This window comes from Paenibacillus sp. SJS-P3 (assembly GCF_056711585.1).
In genome coordinates, this window is sequence record NZ_CM160043.1 from 4,637,851 (window position 1) to 4,656,511 (window position 18,661).

Annotated in this window: 12 protein-coding genes; 8 read left to right on the forward strand and 4 right to left on the reverse strand. The window is 60.7% G+C overall.

Features of this window, described 5'->3' with window-relative positions; translation table 11 throughout:
- Nucleotides 1-4: 4 nt before the first annotated feature.
- Together AC06G8_RS21190 and cls are read right to left on the reverse strand one after the other, a co-directional pair.
- Complete coding sequence (locus AC06G8_RS21190; RefSeq protein WP_480283849.1) at nucleotides 5-1,063, reverse strand: cobalamin B12-binding domain-containing protein; 1,059 nt, start codon at nucleotides 1,061-1,063, stop codon at nucleotides 5-7.
- Between the two features lie 101 nt (nucleotides 1,064-1,164).
- Entirely contained in the window at nucleotides 1,165-2,610 is a 1,446-nt protein-coding gene (cls, locus tag AC06G8_RS21195) for a cardiolipin synthase (RefSeq protein ID WP_447663076.1), read from the reverse strand.
- Between the two features lie 306 nt (nucleotides 2,611-2,916).
- Here cls and rpiA point away from each other — a divergent pair, with 306 nt between their 5' ends.
- Both rpiA and AC06G8_RS21205 read left to right on the forward strand, forming a co-directional pair.
- Nucleotides 2,917-3,597: a ribose 5-phosphate isomerase A gene (gene rpiA, locus AC06G8_RS21200; RefSeq protein WP_480283850.1), complete on the forward strand. Its 681-nt coding sequence runs from the start codon at nucleotides 2,917-2,919 to the stop codon at nucleotides 3,595-3,597.
- A 9-nt stretch (nucleotides 3,598-3,606) separates the two neighbouring features.
- Nucleotides 3,607-4,794: an undecaprenyldiphospho-muramoylpentapeptide beta-N-acetylglucosaminyltransferase gene (locus AC06G8_RS21205; RefSeq protein WP_480283851.1), complete on the forward strand. Its 1,188-nt coding sequence runs from the start codon at nucleotides 3,607-3,609 to the stop codon at nucleotides 4,792-4,794.
- A gap of 227 nt (nucleotides 4,795-5,021) precedes the next feature.
- Here AC06G8_RS21205 and AC06G8_RS21210 read toward each other — a convergent pair whose 3' ends face one another.
- Entirely contained in the window at nucleotides 5,022-5,300 is a 279-nt protein-coding gene (locus AC06G8_RS21210) for a hypothetical protein (protein WP_480283852.1), read from the reverse strand.
- A 448-nt stretch (nucleotides 5,301-5,748) separates the two neighbouring features.
- Between AC06G8_RS21210 and AC06G8_RS21215 the strand changes: the two genes are divergently transcribed.
- Together AC06G8_RS21215 and AC06G8_RS21220 are read left to right on the forward strand one after the other, a co-directional pair.
- Nucleotides 5,749-6,702, forward strand: coding sequence for an L-lactate dehydrogenase (locus tag AC06G8_RS21215; RefSeq protein ID WP_480283853.1), 954 nt, complete (start codon nucleotides 5,749-5,751; stop codon nucleotides 6,700-6,702).
- A 134-nt stretch (nucleotides 6,703-6,836) separates the two neighbouring features.
- A complete protein-coding gene (locus AC06G8_RS21220) occupies nucleotides 6,837-8,147 on the forward strand; it encodes a deoxyguanosinetriphosphate triphosphohydrolase family protein (protein ID WP_480283854.1) in 1,311 nt (436 codons plus the stop codon).
- A 964-nt stretch (nucleotides 8,148-9,111) separates the two neighbouring features.
- Here AC06G8_RS21220 and AC06G8_RS21225 read toward each other — a convergent pair.
- Nucleotides 9,112-11,373 (reverse strand): MMPL family transporter, encoded by a 2,262-nt coding sequence (locus AC06G8_RS21225; RefSeq protein ID WP_480283855.1) that lies wholly within the window; start codon nucleotides 11,371-11,373, stop codon nucleotides 9,112-9,114.
- 189 nt (nucleotides 11,374-11,562) lie between these two features.
- On the opposite strand from AC06G8_RS21225, the gene AC06G8_RS21230 reads away from it, so the two are divergent.
- From AC06G8_RS21230 to AC06G8_RS21245, 4 genes are all read left to right on the forward strand, one after another.
- On the forward strand, nucleotides 11,563-12,225 hold the full coding sequence (locus AC06G8_RS21230; protein WP_480283856.1) for a TetR/AcrR family transcriptional regulator: 663 nt from the start codon (nucleotides 11,563-11,565) through the stop codon (nucleotides 12,223-12,225).
- 71 nt (nucleotides 12,226-12,296) lie between these two features.
- Complete coding sequence (locus AC06G8_RS21235; RefSeq protein WP_480283857.1) at nucleotides 12,297-14,570, forward strand: ATP-binding protein; 2,274 nt, start codon at nucleotides 12,297-12,299, stop codon at nucleotides 14,568-14,570.
- A 66-nt stretch (nucleotides 14,571-14,636) separates the two neighbouring features.
- Nucleotides 14,637-16,820, forward strand: coding sequence for a YhgE/Pip domain-containing protein (locus AC06G8_RS21240; protein WP_480283858.1), 2,184 nt, complete (start codon nucleotides 14,637-14,639; stop codon nucleotides 16,818-16,820).
- A gap of 58 nt (nucleotides 16,821-16,878) precedes the next feature.
- Nucleotides 16,879-18,660 (forward strand): ABC transporter ATP-binding protein, encoded by a 1,782-nt coding sequence (locus tag AC06G8_RS21245; protein ID WP_480283859.1) that lies wholly within the window; start codon nucleotides 16,879-16,881, stop codon nucleotides 18,658-18,660.
- Nucleotide 18,661 lies beyond the last annotated feature (1 nt).

Genomic DNA, 18,661 nt, shown 5'->3' on the forward strand with positions numbered 1-18,661 from the left:
GCCTTCATCGTTTCGTCAGCTCGCCTGCCTTGCGCACGGATTCCTCCGCGTCGCGTCCATGTCCGTCCGCGCCTACTTTCTCCCATAATTCAGGGTCGATATTGAATGGAAATCCTCCGACTATGATTCGGATCCGGTCGCATTCCGGATCGAGCCGCACCTCGGCGATCAGTTCTTTGACCAGCCCGACGTGATAAGTCATCGTGCAGGAGATGGCCAGCACATCGGCTCCGTACTCCTTGAGAGAGCGGATCAGAGGCCCTCTGGGCATGTTGGCGCCGACGTAGTACGTATCCCATCCGTTCAGCTCGAAGATATCCGTCACCATGCGCAGTCCGATCTCGTGCAGCTCTCCGCCGACACAGGCCCCGACCAGCTTCTTGCCCTTGCGGGTATGGTTGAACAGATAGGGAAACAATTGCGACATGATCAGCTGGGTGGCGGCGCTGCAGTAATGCTCCTGCGCAACCGTCAGCCGGCCGAGCTGCCATAGCCTCCCGATCTCGTATTGCGATTTCTGGAAAATCTCCAGGTAGATCGTCTGCAGCGGCATTCCGCCGTCGACAAGGCCCATGATGAGGCGGCTGGCTCCGCTCCGGTCTCCTTGCAAAAGCATGGACAAGTAAGCCCGCGCCTCGTCGGCCGCCGCGCTGCTGTCCAGATGGGAGACCGTCAGCTCAGCATCGGTGTCCAGCTGCCTCAGAGCCGCCTCTATATAGGGAGTGACGTGCTTGTAGTCGCGTTCTTCCAGATGCTTGCCCAGAACGTTTTGAAGACAAAGAATATTGATGTACAGGTCCTCCGTGGAAACCTTGTATTGAATCAGCAGCACCCGAAGCCAGGTCATATAGCTGGAGAACAGCAGCGGACTTTGGAGGCTCACGCTTTCGACCAGATACTTCAGGCTGTAGCGGGTGTCCTCAAGCGTCTTCTCTTGGCCGATCCGGCCGAAGCGCTCCGCCAGACCGGGCTGCCTCTCGTACTGAAGCTTTACTATTTCCTCCGCCAAAAAGCTCTCGCCATCGAGGATGGCTCTGCTCGCTTGCGCAGCGTCAACGGACATCAGTCATCACTCTCCTTGGGTATGGATAGGGTCGGAGCGGCGGGCCAACGACCTCTATTATACCATACTCGGCTGGATGGCTTTTTCAGAGGATCCAGTTTCTACAAAATAGGAGAGAGCAGCCGGCTGACCGACTCCTTGAATTTGTGCCAGGCGGAGCGGGAATCATAGTCTTCCAAGGAGAGCTCCTTGCAGTGCAGCAGATCGTCCTGGAAAATGCGCTGAAGCCGCTGCGCCGTCGCGGAATCATAGATGAAGGCGTTGACCTCGAAGTTGAGCTTGAAGCTGCGGATATCGATGTTGGCCGTCCCGACTGAAGCGATATTGCCGTCTACGACAAGGGTTTTGGCATGCAGGAAGCCGTTGCCGTACTGATAGCATTTCACCCCGGCGGACAGCAGCTCACCGAAGTAGGAATGCGACGCCCAGTAGACGAAGAAGTGGTCCGGCTTGTTCGGCAGCATGACCTTGACGTCCACGCCGGATATCGCGGCCATCTTGAGGGCGTTGAGCAGGCTGTCGTCCGGGACGAAATACGGAGTCTGGAGCATGACCGATATCTTCGCCGCGTTGATCATCTTGATGTAGCCGTTCTTGATATGCTGCCACTCCGAGTCCGGGCCGCTGGAGACGATCTGCATGCCGACGGAGCCCCCCGATGCCGGGGCCGGATAGTAGCGGGCGTCGGTCATGAAAGGCTTGGAGGAAGCGAGGCTCCAGTCCAGCAGGAACCGGCCTTGCAGCTGGGCGACGACGCTGCCTTCCAGGCGCAGATGGGTATCCCGCCAGAAGCCGAATTTCTTCACCTTGCCGACATACTCGTCGCCGATGTTGAAGCCGCCGATGTAGCCGATTTTGCCGTCGATGACGACAATCTTCCGGTGGTTGCGGTAGTTCAGCCTCGGATTGATGAAGAAGATGCGGGACGGGAAAAACGCTCCGACCTGCCCTCCGGCCTTCACGAGCATGCGGAGGTACTTCTTGTTGAGGCGGATGCTCCCGATATCGTCGTAGATCAGCCTTACCTCCACCCCTTGCTCCGCCTTGCGGATCAGCGTGTGCAGGATGCGCTTGCCGAGCTTGTCGGCCCGGATGATGTAATACATCAGATGGATATGCTCCTGCGCCGCTTCCAAGTCCCGCAGCAGGGCATCGAATTTGGTCTCCCCGTCCGTGAATACCTCGACCTCGTTGTCCTGCGTGTACAGCGAATCGCTGGACATCAGATTCATGTAGATCATGTCCTGGTAATAGGTCATGAGCGGGTCATTGAACGAATAAAGCCCGTTCTCGACGATCCGCTGCTGCGTCTTGAGCCTCTGGCGGGCCGCTTTCAGCTGGCTCAGCTTGAACTTGTAGATTTTGCGGCGGCTCAGGTTCTGTCCGAGAAGCAGATACAGGACGAATCCGACACCCGGCAGGAAATAGAGAATCATCAGCCAAGCCCATGTGGCCGCGATATTGCGCCGCTCGAGGAAGATGACGGTGACGGCCAGAATGAGGTTGAGAATATAAAATACGGAGTAGGCTTGTTGAAAATAATGCAACTCAGCACCTGCCCATCTATGAAATCGCTTTGCTTGTCAGCTTCAGTATACCAGACTTTCCGCATCCTTTTTCCATAGATTAGGGCGATCTCCATGCAAGGGCCGCCTTTCATTGACAACGCCGGGCATACGGTCTATTGTGCGGAGAAGAGCACAAGCATCTCCCCTGCTGCCCTTGCCGGGGCGGCGAATGACGGCGCCGAACAGGTCGACGCCGTATCTGGGAATGCGGTGGATGGCACCTTTAAGCCAGCGAATATGAAAACGATGCCGCAGCGGCGGCATCCAGCCATGGGAGGCAGGATCATGAACCACAAGCAGGCAGCCGGGGAAAAAGCGGCCGGGGAAGTAAACAGCGGCATGAAGGTCGGGCTCGGCACGGGCTCGACCGTCTACTACGCGATTATGGAGCTCGGACGCCGCGTCAAGGACGAGGGCTTGGAGATCGTCGGCGTGCCGACCTCCGAAGCGACGGACAAGCTCGCCCGCGAGCTCGGCATTCCGCTCGGCGAGTTGTCCGAGCTCGAGCCGCTCGACCTGACGATCGACGGCGCCGACGAGGTGAACGGAACGCTCGATCTCATCAAGGGCGGGGGCGGAGCCCATTTCCGCGAGAAGATGGTGGCGGCTGCCTCCAAAAGGCTCGTCATCGTCGCCGACGAGTCGAAGATCGTACCGGAGCTCGGACCTTTCCGGCTGCCCGTGGAGATCATGCCCTACGGCTGGAAGTCCACCTGGAAGCGTGTCGAGGGTGCCGGCTGCTCGGCCGTGCGCCGGGAACGCGGCGGCGAGCCCGTCCTGACGGACAACGGCAACTACATTCTGGATTGCGACTTCGGCGACATCACGGATCCGGGCGCCCTGGACGGCAAGCTGAAAAGCCTGCTCGGCGTCGTCGAGACCGGCCTTTTCGTCGGCATGGCGGATTCGGTCTATGTAGCCGGTCCGGACGGCGTCCGCGTTCTTCGGCGCGGAACGCCGGCATAAGGATTTCTTATGAAGATCATTATTGACAACGATGCCCGTACCTCTACGAAACCAACGGCGGACACAGCCATCTCTGGGCCGGAAAAGCGTTCGGAACCGCTCCGGACGGCACTCTCCAGCAAGAAGATCGTTCTCACCGGAGGCGGCTCTACCGGCCATGTCAGCGTCAATCTCGCGCTTATCCCCGGCCTGCTCGCCGACGGCTGGAAGATCGACTATATCGGATCCGCATCCGGAATCGAGCGGGAGCTGATCGAGCCGCTGGACGGCGTCGCCTATCATGCCGTATCCACCGGCAAGCTGCGCCGCTACATCGACATGAAGAACATGACGGATGCCTTCCGGGTCGTCAAAGGCCTCGCCCAGGCCGCCGCGCTGCTGCGCAAGCTGCGCCCGGACATCGTCTTCTCCAAGGGCGGATTCGTCTCCGTACCCGTCGTCATCGGCGCCAAGCTGAACCGAATTCCCGTCATCATCCACGAATCTGATGTCACCCCGGGGCTGGCGAACCGGATCGCGATGCCGTTCGCCTCGGCGGTCTGCACGACCTTCCCGGAGACGGCGGCCTATATCCGCAAAGGCCCGGAGATCCTGCAGGCCGGAGCTCTCGTCCGGCCGGAGCTGCTGCAGGGCGATGCCGCCCGGGGCAGGCGGCTGTGCGGCTTCTCCACCGCCAAGCCGGTGCTGCTCGTCATGGGCGGCAGCCTGGGCTCCAGGCGCATCAACGAAGCCGTCCGGGAGGCATTGCCGCAGCTGCTGAAGCAGTACCAGGTGGTGCACCTATGCGGCAAAGGACAGCTGCCTGAGGGAAATCCTGTGAACGACGGCGTGGGCTACCGGGCATTCGAGTATTTGTCGGAGGAGCTTCCGGATGTGCTGGCGATGGCGGATCTCGTCCTCTCCCGCGCCGGCTCCAACGCGATCTTCGAGCTGCTGGCGCTGCAGAAGCCGATGCTTCTGGTTCCGCTGACGCTCGCCCAGAGCCGCGGGGACCAGCTGCGCAACGCCGCGTCCTTCGAGCAGGCGGGCCTATGCCGAGTGCTGCAGGAGGAGAAGCTGACGGCCGCATCCTTGCTGGAGCATCTGTCCGTCTTGGAAGAGCAAAAAGCGGATTACCGCAGGCGGATGGCCGACGCCGCTCCGGCCGACCCCCTGCCTCTCCTTCGCCGCATCATCGACCAAAAAGCGCGGAAATAGGCCTCGTCCAGAGCGCGGCCTGCAGCTGTTCCATGAACGCAGCCATATTAAAGAGCCCGCTCTTAGTTCGCGGGCTCTTTGCCATGCTGATCGGCTTGCTTGCAGCCGGGGCTTATAGGCGTGCTTAACGCTTGCAGGCTTGTTTACAGGCTTGTTTACAGGCTTGTCTATAGACTTGCTTAAAGGCGTGCTTAAAGGCTTGTTTATAGCGTGGCAATAGGCTTGCTTCAGCTCTCTTCGAGACTTTTGCACAAGGCATGAATGGCGAATAAGAGCAGCCCGGCGGCAAGCGAGAACTGGAAGATGTGGTCACGCTGCTGCTCGCTCGAAAGGTGGAATAGGAACAAATACGTGCTTGAGCCCGACCCGGCGGCATAGACCGCGTTGAATAAAAGCAAATGATAAGAAATCGATAAAGCGGCCATCCCTTTATGCCGGCTTTTGCCGAAAGCGAACATGATCAAAAAGATCGACCCGACAAACATCAGCCCGTATAAAAACCCCACTATGCATCTCTCTCCCCTTCGGCATCCTGCTCGAACGATCTGACAGGCTGCATACCGTCAACAGGTTCGGGAAAAAGCCCGCTCCTTTCTAAATAAACGCCCGTACAGCCGTTTGGTTGTTTTTCTATACCTGATTTTTTTCTTGCAAGGATAGCAGGACTATCTCAACTGATCAGACAGGCAGGCTGACCCGCCTTCTTCTCGGCGATCCAGCCAATCCGGTCCGGACTTTCGTCAAAATGGAATCGTCTCGGTTAGGGCAAAATATATGTTGAAAGGAAGCGGCGCCTCGCAGCCCTAAAGCGAAGGCTCATTTCCAGAAAAGAGACTCGCCGCTTTTTCGTGTTATTTTTTCTAACATATCATTGACACAGAAGCCGGGTATCCATCATATTGTGATTCATAGCGGTTATGGTTATCGTTCAGGCAAGCGGGAGGAGCGGCGGGTATGGTCAACAAGCTCAGGAAAGCAGCCATTGTCGGAGTGGGCCATGTAGGGGCGAGCTGCGCATACGCGATGGTGAATCAGTCGGTGTGCGACGAAATCATGCTGATCGGCCGAAATCCGAAGCGAACGCGGGCCCAGGCGCTCGATCTGTCCCATTGCGTGGACTTCAGCCACTCGCGGACCAAGGTGTATGACGGCACCTGCGAGCAATGCGGCGATATGGATATCATCCTTCTGTGCGCAGGGGGCAATCCGATTCCGGGCGGAACCCGTCTCGACCTGCTTGAATCGGCCTATGAGCTGCATGCGGATATCATCGGCAAAATCATGCGGAGCGGCTTCGACGGCATCTTCATCGCTGCCACCAATCCGGTCGACATCGTCACCTATATCGTCTGGAAGCTGTCCGGCCTGCCGCGGGAGCGGATCATCGGCAGCGGCACGTCCATCGATACGGCCAGGCTCAAGACGCTGCTCTCCGAGGACCTGCCGGTCGACCCTCGCAGCGTGCAGGGATACATCATGGGGGAGCACGGCGAGTCACAGTTCCCGGTATGGTCGCATGTCACGGTCGGCGGCAAGCCGCTGGCCGATATCATCGGCCAGCACCCCGGACGCTTCGGCCATATGGACATGGAGGAAATCGCCCTGCGCACGCGCAATGCGGGATGGGAAATCCTGCATGGCAAGGGCTCCACGCATTACGGCATTGCCGCGGCCCTCACCTCGATCGCCCGCTCCGTGCTCAATAACGACCACCGCATCATGGCGGTATCGGCCGTGCTAGACGGCGAATACGGGCAGCGGGATATCGGCATCGGCGTACCGGCCATACTCGGGCGGAGCGGCATCCAGGAAGTGCTGGAGCTCCGGCTCAGCGCCCAGGAGCAGGAGCGCTTCGAGCGCTCCTGCTCCATTATCCGGGCCGCCATGGATACGCTGCCTCCATGGTAGGAGCAAGCATGCCCTGATGCCCCTACCTTCCTCCGCTTCCGCTATGCTACAATTTTCGCAATACCGCAATCAGCAAGCGGGATCCGGCAAACGCCGAATCCCGCTGGACATGGCAGCCAAGGGGGAGCATGAGCATGGATATCAGGCATATGAGGCTGGACGAACCGGCCCCGGTCACCTTCAGCGAAGAAAGAGAAGAATACGAGCGTGACTACGCCCGCCTTATCCAGTCCCCGGCGTTTCGCCGTCTGCAAGGGAAATCGCAGGTATTCGGCGCCGGCTCCGGGGACTACTACCGGACACGCCTTACCCATTCCCTGGAGGTGTCCCAGATTGCCCGCGAAGCCGCGCGCCGGCTGGCCAAGCATTACCCCTTCGTCGAACGGGGAGAGCATCCCGGACTCGTTGTCAGTCCCGCTGTCGTGGAATGCGCGGCCCTGGCCCATGATCTGGGGCACCCCCCTTTCGGCCATCGGGGAGAAGAAGTGCTCAACCGCCTGCTGCAGGAGCAGTACGGCATGAAATATGAAGGCAATGCCCAGAACTTCCGCATTCTCATGTTCCTGGAGAAACGCGCCGGCAGCGGCAGCGGGCTCGACCTGACCGCCGCGGTGCTGCTTGCCGTCAACAAATACCCTTTCTGCCTCGATGAGCCCGGCCGCCTCAAGGGAGTGTACGCCCCGGAATGGGAAATCATTTCCGAGCTGCGCCGCAAGTGGGACATGCCGACAGGCGAGACGACGCTTGAGACGCAGCTGATGGATCTGTGCGACGATATCGCCTACTCCACCCATGATATCGAGGACGGCATCCGCGCAGGCAAAATCGGCATGAACCGGACCTTCTTCGAAAATGACCGGCTCCATGAGCATCTCGTTCAGGAGATCGCCCATGACGAAGGGAATCGGGGCTTTCGCTGGGATGAAGTGGACATCCCCGTCATGGTTCGCCGGGTGCTGGACGATTTCCTGACCCAATGGGAAGAAATCTACCAGTCTACCGGCCGCGAGTCCTCGCGCACGCGCAGGGAGATCAAGGCCAGATGGGTAAGCACTTTCGCAGGCCGGATCGGCATCATCGACGATGGAGGCTGGAAGCGCGTCACCTTCGTCCGCGACGGCGCGCAGGATCTAGACCTGCTCCGCACGATGGAGATCCTGAAGAAGCTCGCCTGGGTAACGCTCGTCAAGGACTTCCGCGTCCAGCGGCTGCAGCTGCGCAGCGAAATCATGATCCAGCGGTTATGGGAAAGCTTTGTCCATCCCGACATGGGCCGCTTGATCATACCTCCCGACTGGCTTGAGAACTATGAGCGCCACTCGGGCAAATGGAGCTGGCCGCGTTTTGTGGCCGATTATATATCGGGCATGACGGACGCTTACGCCGAAAAGGTGTACGCCGAGCTGTTCGCCAGCAAGTCCGGCTCCATCTATGAAATGGATTGACCGGTAGAGATGGCCGCGAGTTCGACATGGTCGGTCGTGAGCGCGGGCGTGGCGGGCTTCTATGCCTCCCTTTCTGACCGCGGGTCCAATTTTTATCTCAACAACACAGTATCCTCGCTAAGACGTAGCTGTTATACGACTCCCGGCTAGTGTCAACGGTCATCACTATCATGATCCGTGGGACCCGTGGTCCCTTACTACCTAGGCGCATGATGAGCGTCCGACGAACTGGATGCTCATAGATCCACCAACTAACTAGGCGCACGTAGGACTTCCGACGAACTGGATGCTCATGAATGTTCAACTAACTGGGTACACATAGATGTCCAACTAACTAATGCTCTTAGATCCACCAACTAACTTGGCGCACGTTGAACGTCCGACTAGTCCGATTTGACATTCTGCCTCCAGGCTGACAAATCGATGTTCAATACCCATATTGGCCGCGCCGAGCTCAGGCTGCACTTAGAGGCCCGGCTAATGTCCAAAATGGCCGAACATTGATATATCGGACATAGAATCCAGTATTCGATCCAATATCGCCCACTCTCGAAGCTATCGGACATCAGATCCGTTATTTGCTCGAATTTAGCCAATTCTCGGATTTATCGGACATCAGATCCGTTATTTGCTCGAAATTCGCTCCATAAGGCGATAAATGGCCGAAATAGCGGATCCTATGTCCGATAAATAAGCAAAAGACCTCTTTGCAGGAAAATAACGGATCCTATGTCCGATACTTGCTGGCAAGAGGTCTTTTGTCTTGTGGGCGGCATGCATCTGTGTCTGAACAAAACCGGTAAAAAGAGCGACGCCAAAGGTCACATGGATCGCCCTCTGCGGCATTTCCCTGCTCAAGGAAATGGCCGCCATGGCCGGCCCAGCCGGTTCGGAGGACTGCCAGAGCGCTCCCGGTCTCTACCCCTGCCTGCTTCGGCTCCCATGCCTTAAGCCTCGCCTTCGGCTACTCCTGCTGCCTAGCTTCGGCCGCTCCGGCTTCCGGAACCTGCTCCGCAGCAATCCGGTGCAAGCCCGAAGGCCAGAACGCCCAGCGCCCCAATAGCGCTGTCAGTGCAGGAACGAGGAACGGACGCACGATGAACGTATCGAGCAGGACGCCCAGCGCGGTGATCAAGCCGAACTGGAGGAGCACTTGGATCGGCAGCGTTGCCAGCACGGCGAACGTGCCCGCCAGGATGAGGCCGGCTGACGTGATGACCGGCCCGCTTTCGTTGACGCCCTCGGATATGGCTTGGCGGAGCGGCATATGCCGCCTCTTTTTCCAGATGCCCGACACCATGAAGATGTTGTAATCCTCGCCCAGCGCGACCAGGAACACAAAGGCGTAGAGCGGAATTGCGCCCTGAATGGCGTCGATTCCGATCGCCTGCAGGACGAGCCACCCGAGGCCGAGGGCGGAGAAGTAGCTGAGAATGACGGTTCCGATCAGATACAGCATCGCGGTCGCCGAACGCAGGTAAACGAGCAGCAGCAGCGCGATGAGGCCGATGACGACAGGGATGATCAGCTTCGTGTCCGAGTCTTGCGTCGCCCGGGTATCATATTGGACCGCAGTTTGGCCGGCAATCCATACATGGCCTGCCGGATCGGCGGCTCCTGCGCCGGCGAGCGCTCCTTCGGCCAGCCTCCGCATCTCCGGAATCCGGTCCATCGCCTCGAGGGAATACGGATTCAGGCTCAGCTCCACCGTCCACGCCCGGATGTTCGGATTGACAGCTCCCTGCTGCGGCTGGGACACCGAAGCCACGTAAGGCTGGCTCTTGAGTTCATTCGGGAAGCCGTCCATGTCCCCTCGCCCTTCCGTGTCCGCGATGATGGTCACAGGAGCCAGCTTTCCTTCGGAGAACTGTTCTCCGATGAGACGGAAGCCTTCCCTGGACTCCATATCCGACGGGAAGGAAGAAAGGATGTCGTACGTGAACTTCACCTGCGAGCTGACGGCCGCCAGGGAACCGAGCAGCAGCAGGGAGACTCCGGCTACTTTCCACGGATGCCGGACGACGAGCCGGCCGGTGAAGCCGGATCGCCGGCTGCTGCGCGGAGCGGGCGCGGGCTTGCCGCGGCGGGCTGCCCGTTCCGCCGCCATCGCCGGCGTACGCGGCACGAACGGCCAGAAGGAGCCCCGGCCGAGAATCGCGAGCAGCGCGGGGACAAGCGTCAGGCTGGCCAGCGCCATGACGAGAATCGAAAGGCTGAACGGCACGGCGAACCGGTGCACGCCGCCGAACCGGGCAAGCAGCAGCGTCAGCAGCGCGATGACGACCGTCAGGCCGCTCATCGCGATTGCCCCGCCCGAGTCGGATACGGCCCTGCGCAGCGCGGCCGGCTTGCTCTCCTCCTCCGTCAGCAGATGGCGGTAACGGCTGATCAGGAACAGGCAGTAGTCCGTCCCTGCGCCGAACAGCAGCACCGTCATGATGGAGACGGCTTGCGAGTCGACATCGATCCAGCCTTGCGAGGCCATATACCCGAGGATCGGCCCCGTCACTCCGTAGGCGAAGCCGACAGCCAGCAGAGGGATGAGAGCCAGCACGGGGGAACGGTAGATGACCAGCAGGAAAACGAGCACCAGCAGCACCGTCGCGATCAGCAGAGAGACATCGGCGCTGCTGAACAAGGCGGTCGCATCGACCGCGATGCCTGCAGGCCCGGTCAGCCTGGCGCTCGGCGCCGGGGAGTCCGCAGCCGAGTATGATGCCGCGAATACATCCTCGCCTCCGGCCAGGGCGTTGATCCGCTCCCGCAGCTCCTGCGTGCCTTCCTTGAGCTCAGGCGTGCCGGCCTCCGGCTTGAACGTCACCGCCCAGACGAGCGTGCTGCCGTCCTTCGACAGCTGCGCTTTCAAGGCAGGCTCCGGCAGCTTGTCGAGCGGCACAGCAGCCTGCTGATGAGCAACGGGCCGCGCCGTCACGTCTGCTGATGCTTGCCGGATCAGCTCGAGATCCCCGTCCCCGAGTCCCCCATCCCGATGCCATACAATCAGAGCCGGCGTCCCGTCATTCGATGCTAACTCCCGGCTGAGCACCTCCTCCGCTTGGACGGAAGCGACCTGTTCGCCGAAGTTAGGCGCGTTCTCATCCACCTCGGCCCTTACTCCCGGAAGCAGCATGCTGAGCAGGGCGGCCATCACGATCCATGCGGCCAGCGTAACCCACTTGCTCCGCCGGCCGGCGATGGCTCCCATCCATCGGTTCATAACCCTCATCCTTTCGTTTCCGCATTCCGTCACCGGTATGACCCCCGAGCACGAAATCATGATAAAATAAGCTAGTCCGACGCGAAACGCATGCTCGGGCAGGCAAGTTAACATCCAACGGAAAATCCTGTCCCCATTATATATACCGTAGGGTTAATTTTCAACGGATTCCGATTTTACATAGAAGGAGAGCTTCTTTTGTCAAAATTTCCCCAATGTGATTCCGATAAAGAAGGAACGCGCCGCGCGCCGGGCCGGCCAAAGGCGGAAGACCGCGGAACTCCCGTCCGGGACCTCGTGCTGCAGGCCGCTTCCGTCCTGTTCATGGAGCAAGGCTACGAGGCCGTATCGCTGAACCAGATCGCCGAGCAATGCGGCGTCACCAAAGCGTCGGTCTATTATCATTTTACGAGCAAGCCTGTCCTGTTCACCGCCTCCGTCACCGATATGCTGCGCAAGGCCAAAGCTGGAACAGAAAGGCTGCTGGAGAGCGGCGGAACCTTGCGGGAGAGGCTGCTCCGCATCGCTCAGGTCCGGCTGGCCCGAAGCCAGCATGCCGAATTCGAAACGCTGATGCGGGAAGCCTCTCACTGGCTGACGGCGGAGCAGAAAAATGAGATCCGCGAAGCCGAGGACCATCTCCACCAGCTGCTTGCCGTCCATTTCCGCAAAGCTCTGGATTCTGGAGAAGTGAAGAAGGGCAACCCTCTCTTGATGGCTCATCTCTATACCGCCCTGCTGATGATCGGCAATCGGGAAGCGGCGCAAGGGATGTACGGCTCCATCGACGAGCTGGCCGATCAGATGATGGATCTGTTCTGGTCCGGCATCGACTCCGGACGTACGCGAGAGGAAGCGTGATGGCCCCTATCGTCTGTCAGCACCCGGTCCTGAAGGTCATCTTGGCTATGTGAGGAGAGAAAAAGCAGGACATGTCGATCAAACTGAAGCTATCCGCCCTCATTTCGTCAGTCGTTGTCCTGATCCTGGCATTGAACCTGCTCGTTTTCTCCCTGTATTCGACCGGGCAGCAGGAAAGAGCGGTCGAGCAGCAGATCCGTACGGCCGCCGATCAGATCCGCTTCTCCATGTCGCCGACGCTGCGGACGGCTTATTACATCGATGCAACCGTCTCGGAGCGGATGCGTGTCGCATCCATTGCCGCGATCGGCCTGCTTGGGCCCCGACTTGCCGACGTCGCCGAAGCCAGCCTGCTGGAGAGCGCGGGCAAGCTCAACCTGGATTCCCTGTCGCTCGTCCAGCGCGGATACGACGGCAAGATTACGATCGCGGCCTCATCCGATTCCGACCTGACAGGCAAGGCGATCGGCTCCGGAAGCCTCAACGGCAAGGTCGTCAGCGATCTGATCAGCCACGGATATGCATACACCGAACGGGGAACGAGCCTCCAGAATTACTGGTGCGATTCGCTGTTCTACTCCGAGAGCGGCTACAAATCCAAGCTGAGCTTCTATTACGACGGAACCTCCGACTACGTCGTGCGGGTTTCCTACAACGTGCAGCCGATGGTCGACAAGCTGACTCCGATCCAGGACCACAGCAATATCGACGATATGATCCGTGATTTTCCGGGCCTGGTCGAGATTACAGGCATCAATGCGGATCTGGTGCCCCGTTCGGACAGCGGCGAGCCTTCCGAGCTGCGGCAAGGATTTCCGGACAACGCCATGGAATTCGGAGCCTACCGCTACGTCGATAGGGAGAACGACTATGCCTTGATGGAGAAGGCCAGCCGGACAGGCCAGCCGGTGTACAACAAGACCGAGCTGCTGGGCAAAAAGCTGCTGCGAGGATACATCCCCTTCAACGTCGACTCGATCCGCAGCTACGTCGTCATCGTTTCCCTGGACACCTCCTTGTACGGCGAGTCGCAGAACAAGCAGTTCTTCCTGCTGCTCGCCATATCGATCACGCTGCTGATCGTCGCCATATCGGCCAGCTACCTGATCTCCGGGGTCGCCTTGCGGAAGCTGAAGCTCGTCATTCAAAGGGTGAACGCGGTGGCCAAGGGAGACTTCAACAAGCCGATCTGCCTCAGCAGCAACGACGAGATCGGCGAGCTGGCTCAAAGCGTCAACCTCATGGCGTCCAATATGAGCGCTTATACGAGCCGTCTGAAGGAGTCGGCGGAAGAGCTCCGCCACACGAAGGAGCATCTGGAATCGCTCGTCAGCCATACGAAGGACGCCATCCATACGTACGGTCTCGACGGGCGGCTCATGAGCGCGAACCGCGCCTTCGAGACGATGCTCGGGTGGTCGGAGCAGGAACTCATGGATCCGGACTCGCCAGCCTCTTTCCCGCCCAGAAACGAGGAGGAAATCCGCCAAATGATCAACAGCGTGCTGAACGGGGTCGCCTATATCGACGCGGAGACCACGCTCGAGACCAAATTCGGAGCCCGCATCGACGTGAGCACGACGGCCTCGCCGATTCGAGACCATGACGGGTCGATCGTCGCGGTATCCTGCATTTCCCGCAACGTGACGAACCGCAAGCATACCGAAGAGCTGCTGCGGCGGACGGAGAAGCTCTCCGTCGTCGGACAGCTGGCAGCCGGCGTCGCCCACGAGATCCGCAATCCGCTGACGACGCTGCGAGGCTTCGTGCAAATGCAGATGGAGGGCAAGGAGCTGAGTCCGTACTTCCTGTCGATCATGCTCTCGGAGCTGGACCGGATCAACTTCATCGTGAGCGAGTTTCTTGTGCTGTCCAAGCCACAGGCCAATCATTACCATAGGCAGCGCATCGCGCCGATGCTGGAGGATATGGCGCTCCTCCTGGAGCCGGAAGCCAATCTGTCCGGAGTCGCCATCGAGCTCGATCTGGATAGCGGCATCGCCCCGATCCTATGCGAGCCGAACCAGATGAAGCAGGTATTCGTCAACGTCATCAAAAACGGCATCGAGTCCATGGCGGCGACGGGCGGCGTGCTGAAGATCGGCTTGCATCGGGATGATGCCGGATTTGCCGTCGTCACGGTCGAGGACCAGGGAAGCGGCATTTCCGAGGAAGACCTGCTTCGCCTGGGCGAGCCGTTCTTCACCAGCAAGGAAGGCGGCAACGGACTCGGGCTCATGGTCAGCCAGCGCATCGTCAGCAATCACAAAGGCATATTCGTCATCCGCAGCCGCGTCGGCAAAGGAACTGTCGTCCGCATCAGCCTGCCCGTCCTCTCCGAATGATCCTCCTGCTCTCCCGGGATACTAGGCAGACAAGCTGCTGCCACAGCATCTGGGAGGGCGGATCTCATGAAAACGATACTCAGCATTGCCGCAGAGGATTGGCGGCGGATCGGACGGAACTGGACCGCCTGCGTCATCCTGGGAGGCCTCGCCCTGCTCCCTTCCTTGTACGCCTGGTTCAATATTCTCGCCTCGTGGGACCCGTACGGCCGCACTTCCGAGATTCCGTTCGCCGTCGTCAACGAGGATGCCGGATACCGCCTCAGTCCGGCGCTGGGCGCTGCAGCGGGAGAAGAAGCCGGCGGCGGCATGCTCCGAGCCGGCGACGAAATCGTCAAGGCGCTGCGCGCCAATCCTTCGATCGGCTGGCATTTTGTCGGCGGGAAGGAAGCGCTGGACGGCGTTCGGGACGGCACTTACTATGCCAGCATCCTCATACCGGCGAACTTCTCCGAGCGGATGGCCAGCATCCTCTCGCCCAAGCCGCTTCGGGCGGAGATTACGTACACCGTCAATGAAAAGATCAATGCGATCGCTCCAAAGATAACCTCTTCCGGAACGAATACGATCATCAAGAACTTCACCGAGCAATTCTCCGAAACGGTGAACGGCACGATCTTCCGCCTGTTCAACGAGCTCGGCACCGAGCTCGAGCGGGAACGGCCGGCGATCGAGCATGCGGAGCAGCTCGTCTACCGGCTGGAGAAGGAGCTGCCCGAGGTGAACCGGATCGCAGCCGTCGCCCGGAAGGATCTGGGCAAGACCGCGCAGCTCACGGCGGAGGCGCAAAAAGCGCTCCCGTTCGCCGAGAAGCTGACCCGTGAAGGCTCCCACTTCGCAGACGGAGCCGGAACGTTCCTGCAGCACGGCAGCGAGGCGCTTCAGGCGGTCTCTCCCGCCGTGAAGCAGAATTTGCTGCTCGTGCAGCAGGCTGCCGCGGCGCTGGAAGCTGCCGCCGCAGCGCTTGGCGAAGGCGGGGCGGACAATTCCGCCCGCGCCGCCGAAGCTCTGGCCGCAGCGGCCGCCCGCATCGAGGCGGGCCGCGCGGCGGCAGGCGCCTTGGCCGCGCTGCTGCCGCGGCTGGGCGCCTACGGCGATGCCGGCGGCGCGCTCGCCGCCGCCGGCAAGCGCCTTGGCGGGCTCGAGCGCAGCCTCGCCCGCCAGGCGGAGCTGGCCCGCGCCGCAGGCGAGGCGCTGGCGGCCGGGCGGCAGCCGGCCGCCGGGCTTGCCGAGCATCTGCGGCAAGGGGCTGAGGAGGCGGGGCGCATCGCCGCCGACCTCCTCGGCCGCTACGACAGCGAGCTCGCGCCGCGCGTCGCAGCAGGAGTGAAGGCGGCGCAAAAGGCCGCCGCAGAAGCCGGCGACGCCCTGAAGCGGGCGCATGCCCAGCTGCCCGCCGTGACCGGCCTGCTCCATGATGCCGCCAAAGGCATCGCATTCGGCCAGAGCAAGCTCGACGCCTTCCAGAGCGAGCTGCCGGAGGCCGAAAAGCGGATACGAGACCTCGCGGCCAAGCTGCGGGAGCTGCGCAAGAAAGGCAATCTCGGCGAGGCCATCGATCTGCTCAAGAGCAATTACGTCCAAAAGGCCGAATTCCTGGCCCGCCCGATCGAGCTGAAGCAGCATTCCCTGTTCCCGATCGCGAATTACGGGACGGCGATGACGCCGTTCTTCACCGTACTCTCGCTGTGGGTCGGCGCGCTGCTGCTCGTCTCCATGCTCAGCCTGGATGTCCATCGAGAGGCGGAGGTCCAGCATGCCTATCTCGGCCGCTTCCTCACCTTCTGGGCAATCGGCCTGCTGCAGTCGCTGCTCGTCACGCTCGGAGACATCCTGCTGCTCGGCGTACGCCCCGCGTCGCCGGTCTTGTTCGTGCTGTCGGCTCTGCTCATCAGCACCGTGTTCATGCTCATCGTCTATACGCTCGTATCCGTTCTCGGGAATGTCGGCAAGGCTGCCGCCATCGTCCTGCTCGTGCTGCAGCTCGCCGGCTCCGGCGGCACGTTCCCGGTGCAGGTCACAGCTCCGATCTTCCGGGCCCTCTATCCTTTTCTGCCTTTCACCTATGCCGTCGGCCTCTTGCGCGAAACGGTCGGAGGCATTCTCCCCGAAGCCGCGCGCAGGGATTTGTCGATGCTGCTGCTCTTCGGCGTCATCGCGCTGCTCGCCGGCCTGCTGCTCAAGAAGCCGCTCGGAAGAGCCGCAGGGAGCCTTGCGGCAAAAGCCCGCGAAAGCGGCATTATCCATTGACCGTTGATCGAAATCGAACGACTACGCAGAATTTTCTTCTGTCGCCCGGAGGAATCCAATGAAAATGAGATCCCATGCCGCGCCCGAACCTCATAAAGCTCCGCTGTGGCCGATGTTCAAGCGCCTGTTCCTGCATGTCAAAGGACAATGGCCGCTGCTTCTGGCCGCATGGCTGTCCATGGGCGGCGTCGCCGCCCTGCAATTCGTCATTCCGAAGCTGACCCAATATGCGGTCGACCATGTCATTCCCGGCAAGCTGTACGGCCAGCTGCTACCGATCGCAGGCGCCGTCTTGGGGACAGCGGTGCTGCTCGGCGTTTTCGGCTATATCAGCAGCTATACGTTCAGCAAAGCCGGCCAGCAGACCGTCTTCGAGATCCGCAACCGCCTGTACCGCCATTTGCAGAGCCTCGATCTCGGCTTCTACGACCGCCGCCGCACGGGCGACCTGATGTCCCGCATGACGAGCGATGTCAACCAGCTGCAGCAGATGGTCAGCTCCGGAACGATGGGGATTCTGACTGACGCCGTCACGTTCATCGCTATTGCCGGTTACATGCTGCTGGAGAATGCTCAGATGACCGTCGCACTCCTGGCCTTGTTTCCCGTCATGTTCCTTACGGCCCGCCGCTATGGCGGACGGATGCGCCGCACCTTCCGACGGGTCCAGGAAACCGTGGCGGAGATGAGCAGCCATCTGCAGGACACGCTCTCTTCCATCCGGCTCGTCAAGTCGTTCTCCGCCGAAGAACGCGAAAGCGCTGTATTCGCCCGCTGGAGCGCCGACAACCGGGACGCCAATCTCCGCTCCACCCGCTTCAGCGCGATTTTCGGCCCCATGATCGACCTGCTTCAATACGCAGGCATGGCTTTCGTGCTCGCCTTCGGCTCCTGGCAAGCGATGCGCGGCGATATGACCGCCGGCTCCGTCATCGCCTACCTCAGCTACTTGCGGCTGCTCCAAAACCCGGTCCGGCGCTTCAGCCGCCTCATGAGCACCGTGCAGCAGTCCGCGGCGGCCTACGACCGCATCATGGAGACGATGTCGGCCGTTCCCGACGTCAAGGACCGGCCTGATGCGGGCGAGCTTAGGCTCGCTGGCGGAGAGATCGTGTTCGAGCAGGTTTCGTTCCGCTACTCCTCCTCCGCGGCTGATGTGCTGCATGAGTTCAACCTGACCTTGGCCCCGGGCAAAACGACCGCCCTTGTCGGCTCTTCGGGCGCGGGCAAAACGACGGCCGCCCATCTCGTCATGCGCTATTACGACGCGACCCGAGGCCGGATCACGGTCGACGGAATCGACATCCGCGACGTGACCCAGGCTTCCCTGCGCCGTCAGATCGCGATCGTCTCGCAGGATGTCATGCTCCGCAACGGCACCGTACGGGCCAATCTGGCTTACGGCAAGCCCGGAGCCACCGAGGAGGAAATGATCGGCGCCGCGCAGGCGGCCTACGCGCATCCGTTCATCGAGGAGCTTCCGGACGGTTACGATACGGAAGTCGGAGAGAGAGGCGTCCGCCTCTCCGGCGGGCAGAAGCAGCGGCTTTCCATCGCAAGAGCGCTGCTTGCCGATCCCAAAGTCATCATCCTCGACGAAGCGACGGCTGCTCTGGACACGGAATCCGAACAGCTCATCCAAGCAGCGTTGGAAACCCTTCTGGCCGGAAGGACCAGCCTTGTCATCGCTCACCGCCTCTCCACCGTCCGCAGAGCCGATCTCATCGTCGTCATGGAGCAGGGCCGCATCGTCCAAAGCGGCACCCACGAGGAGCTCATGGAGCAAGGAGGCCGATATCGCCGCCTGTACGAGCTCCAGTTTCCGCAGCAGGCAGGATGAT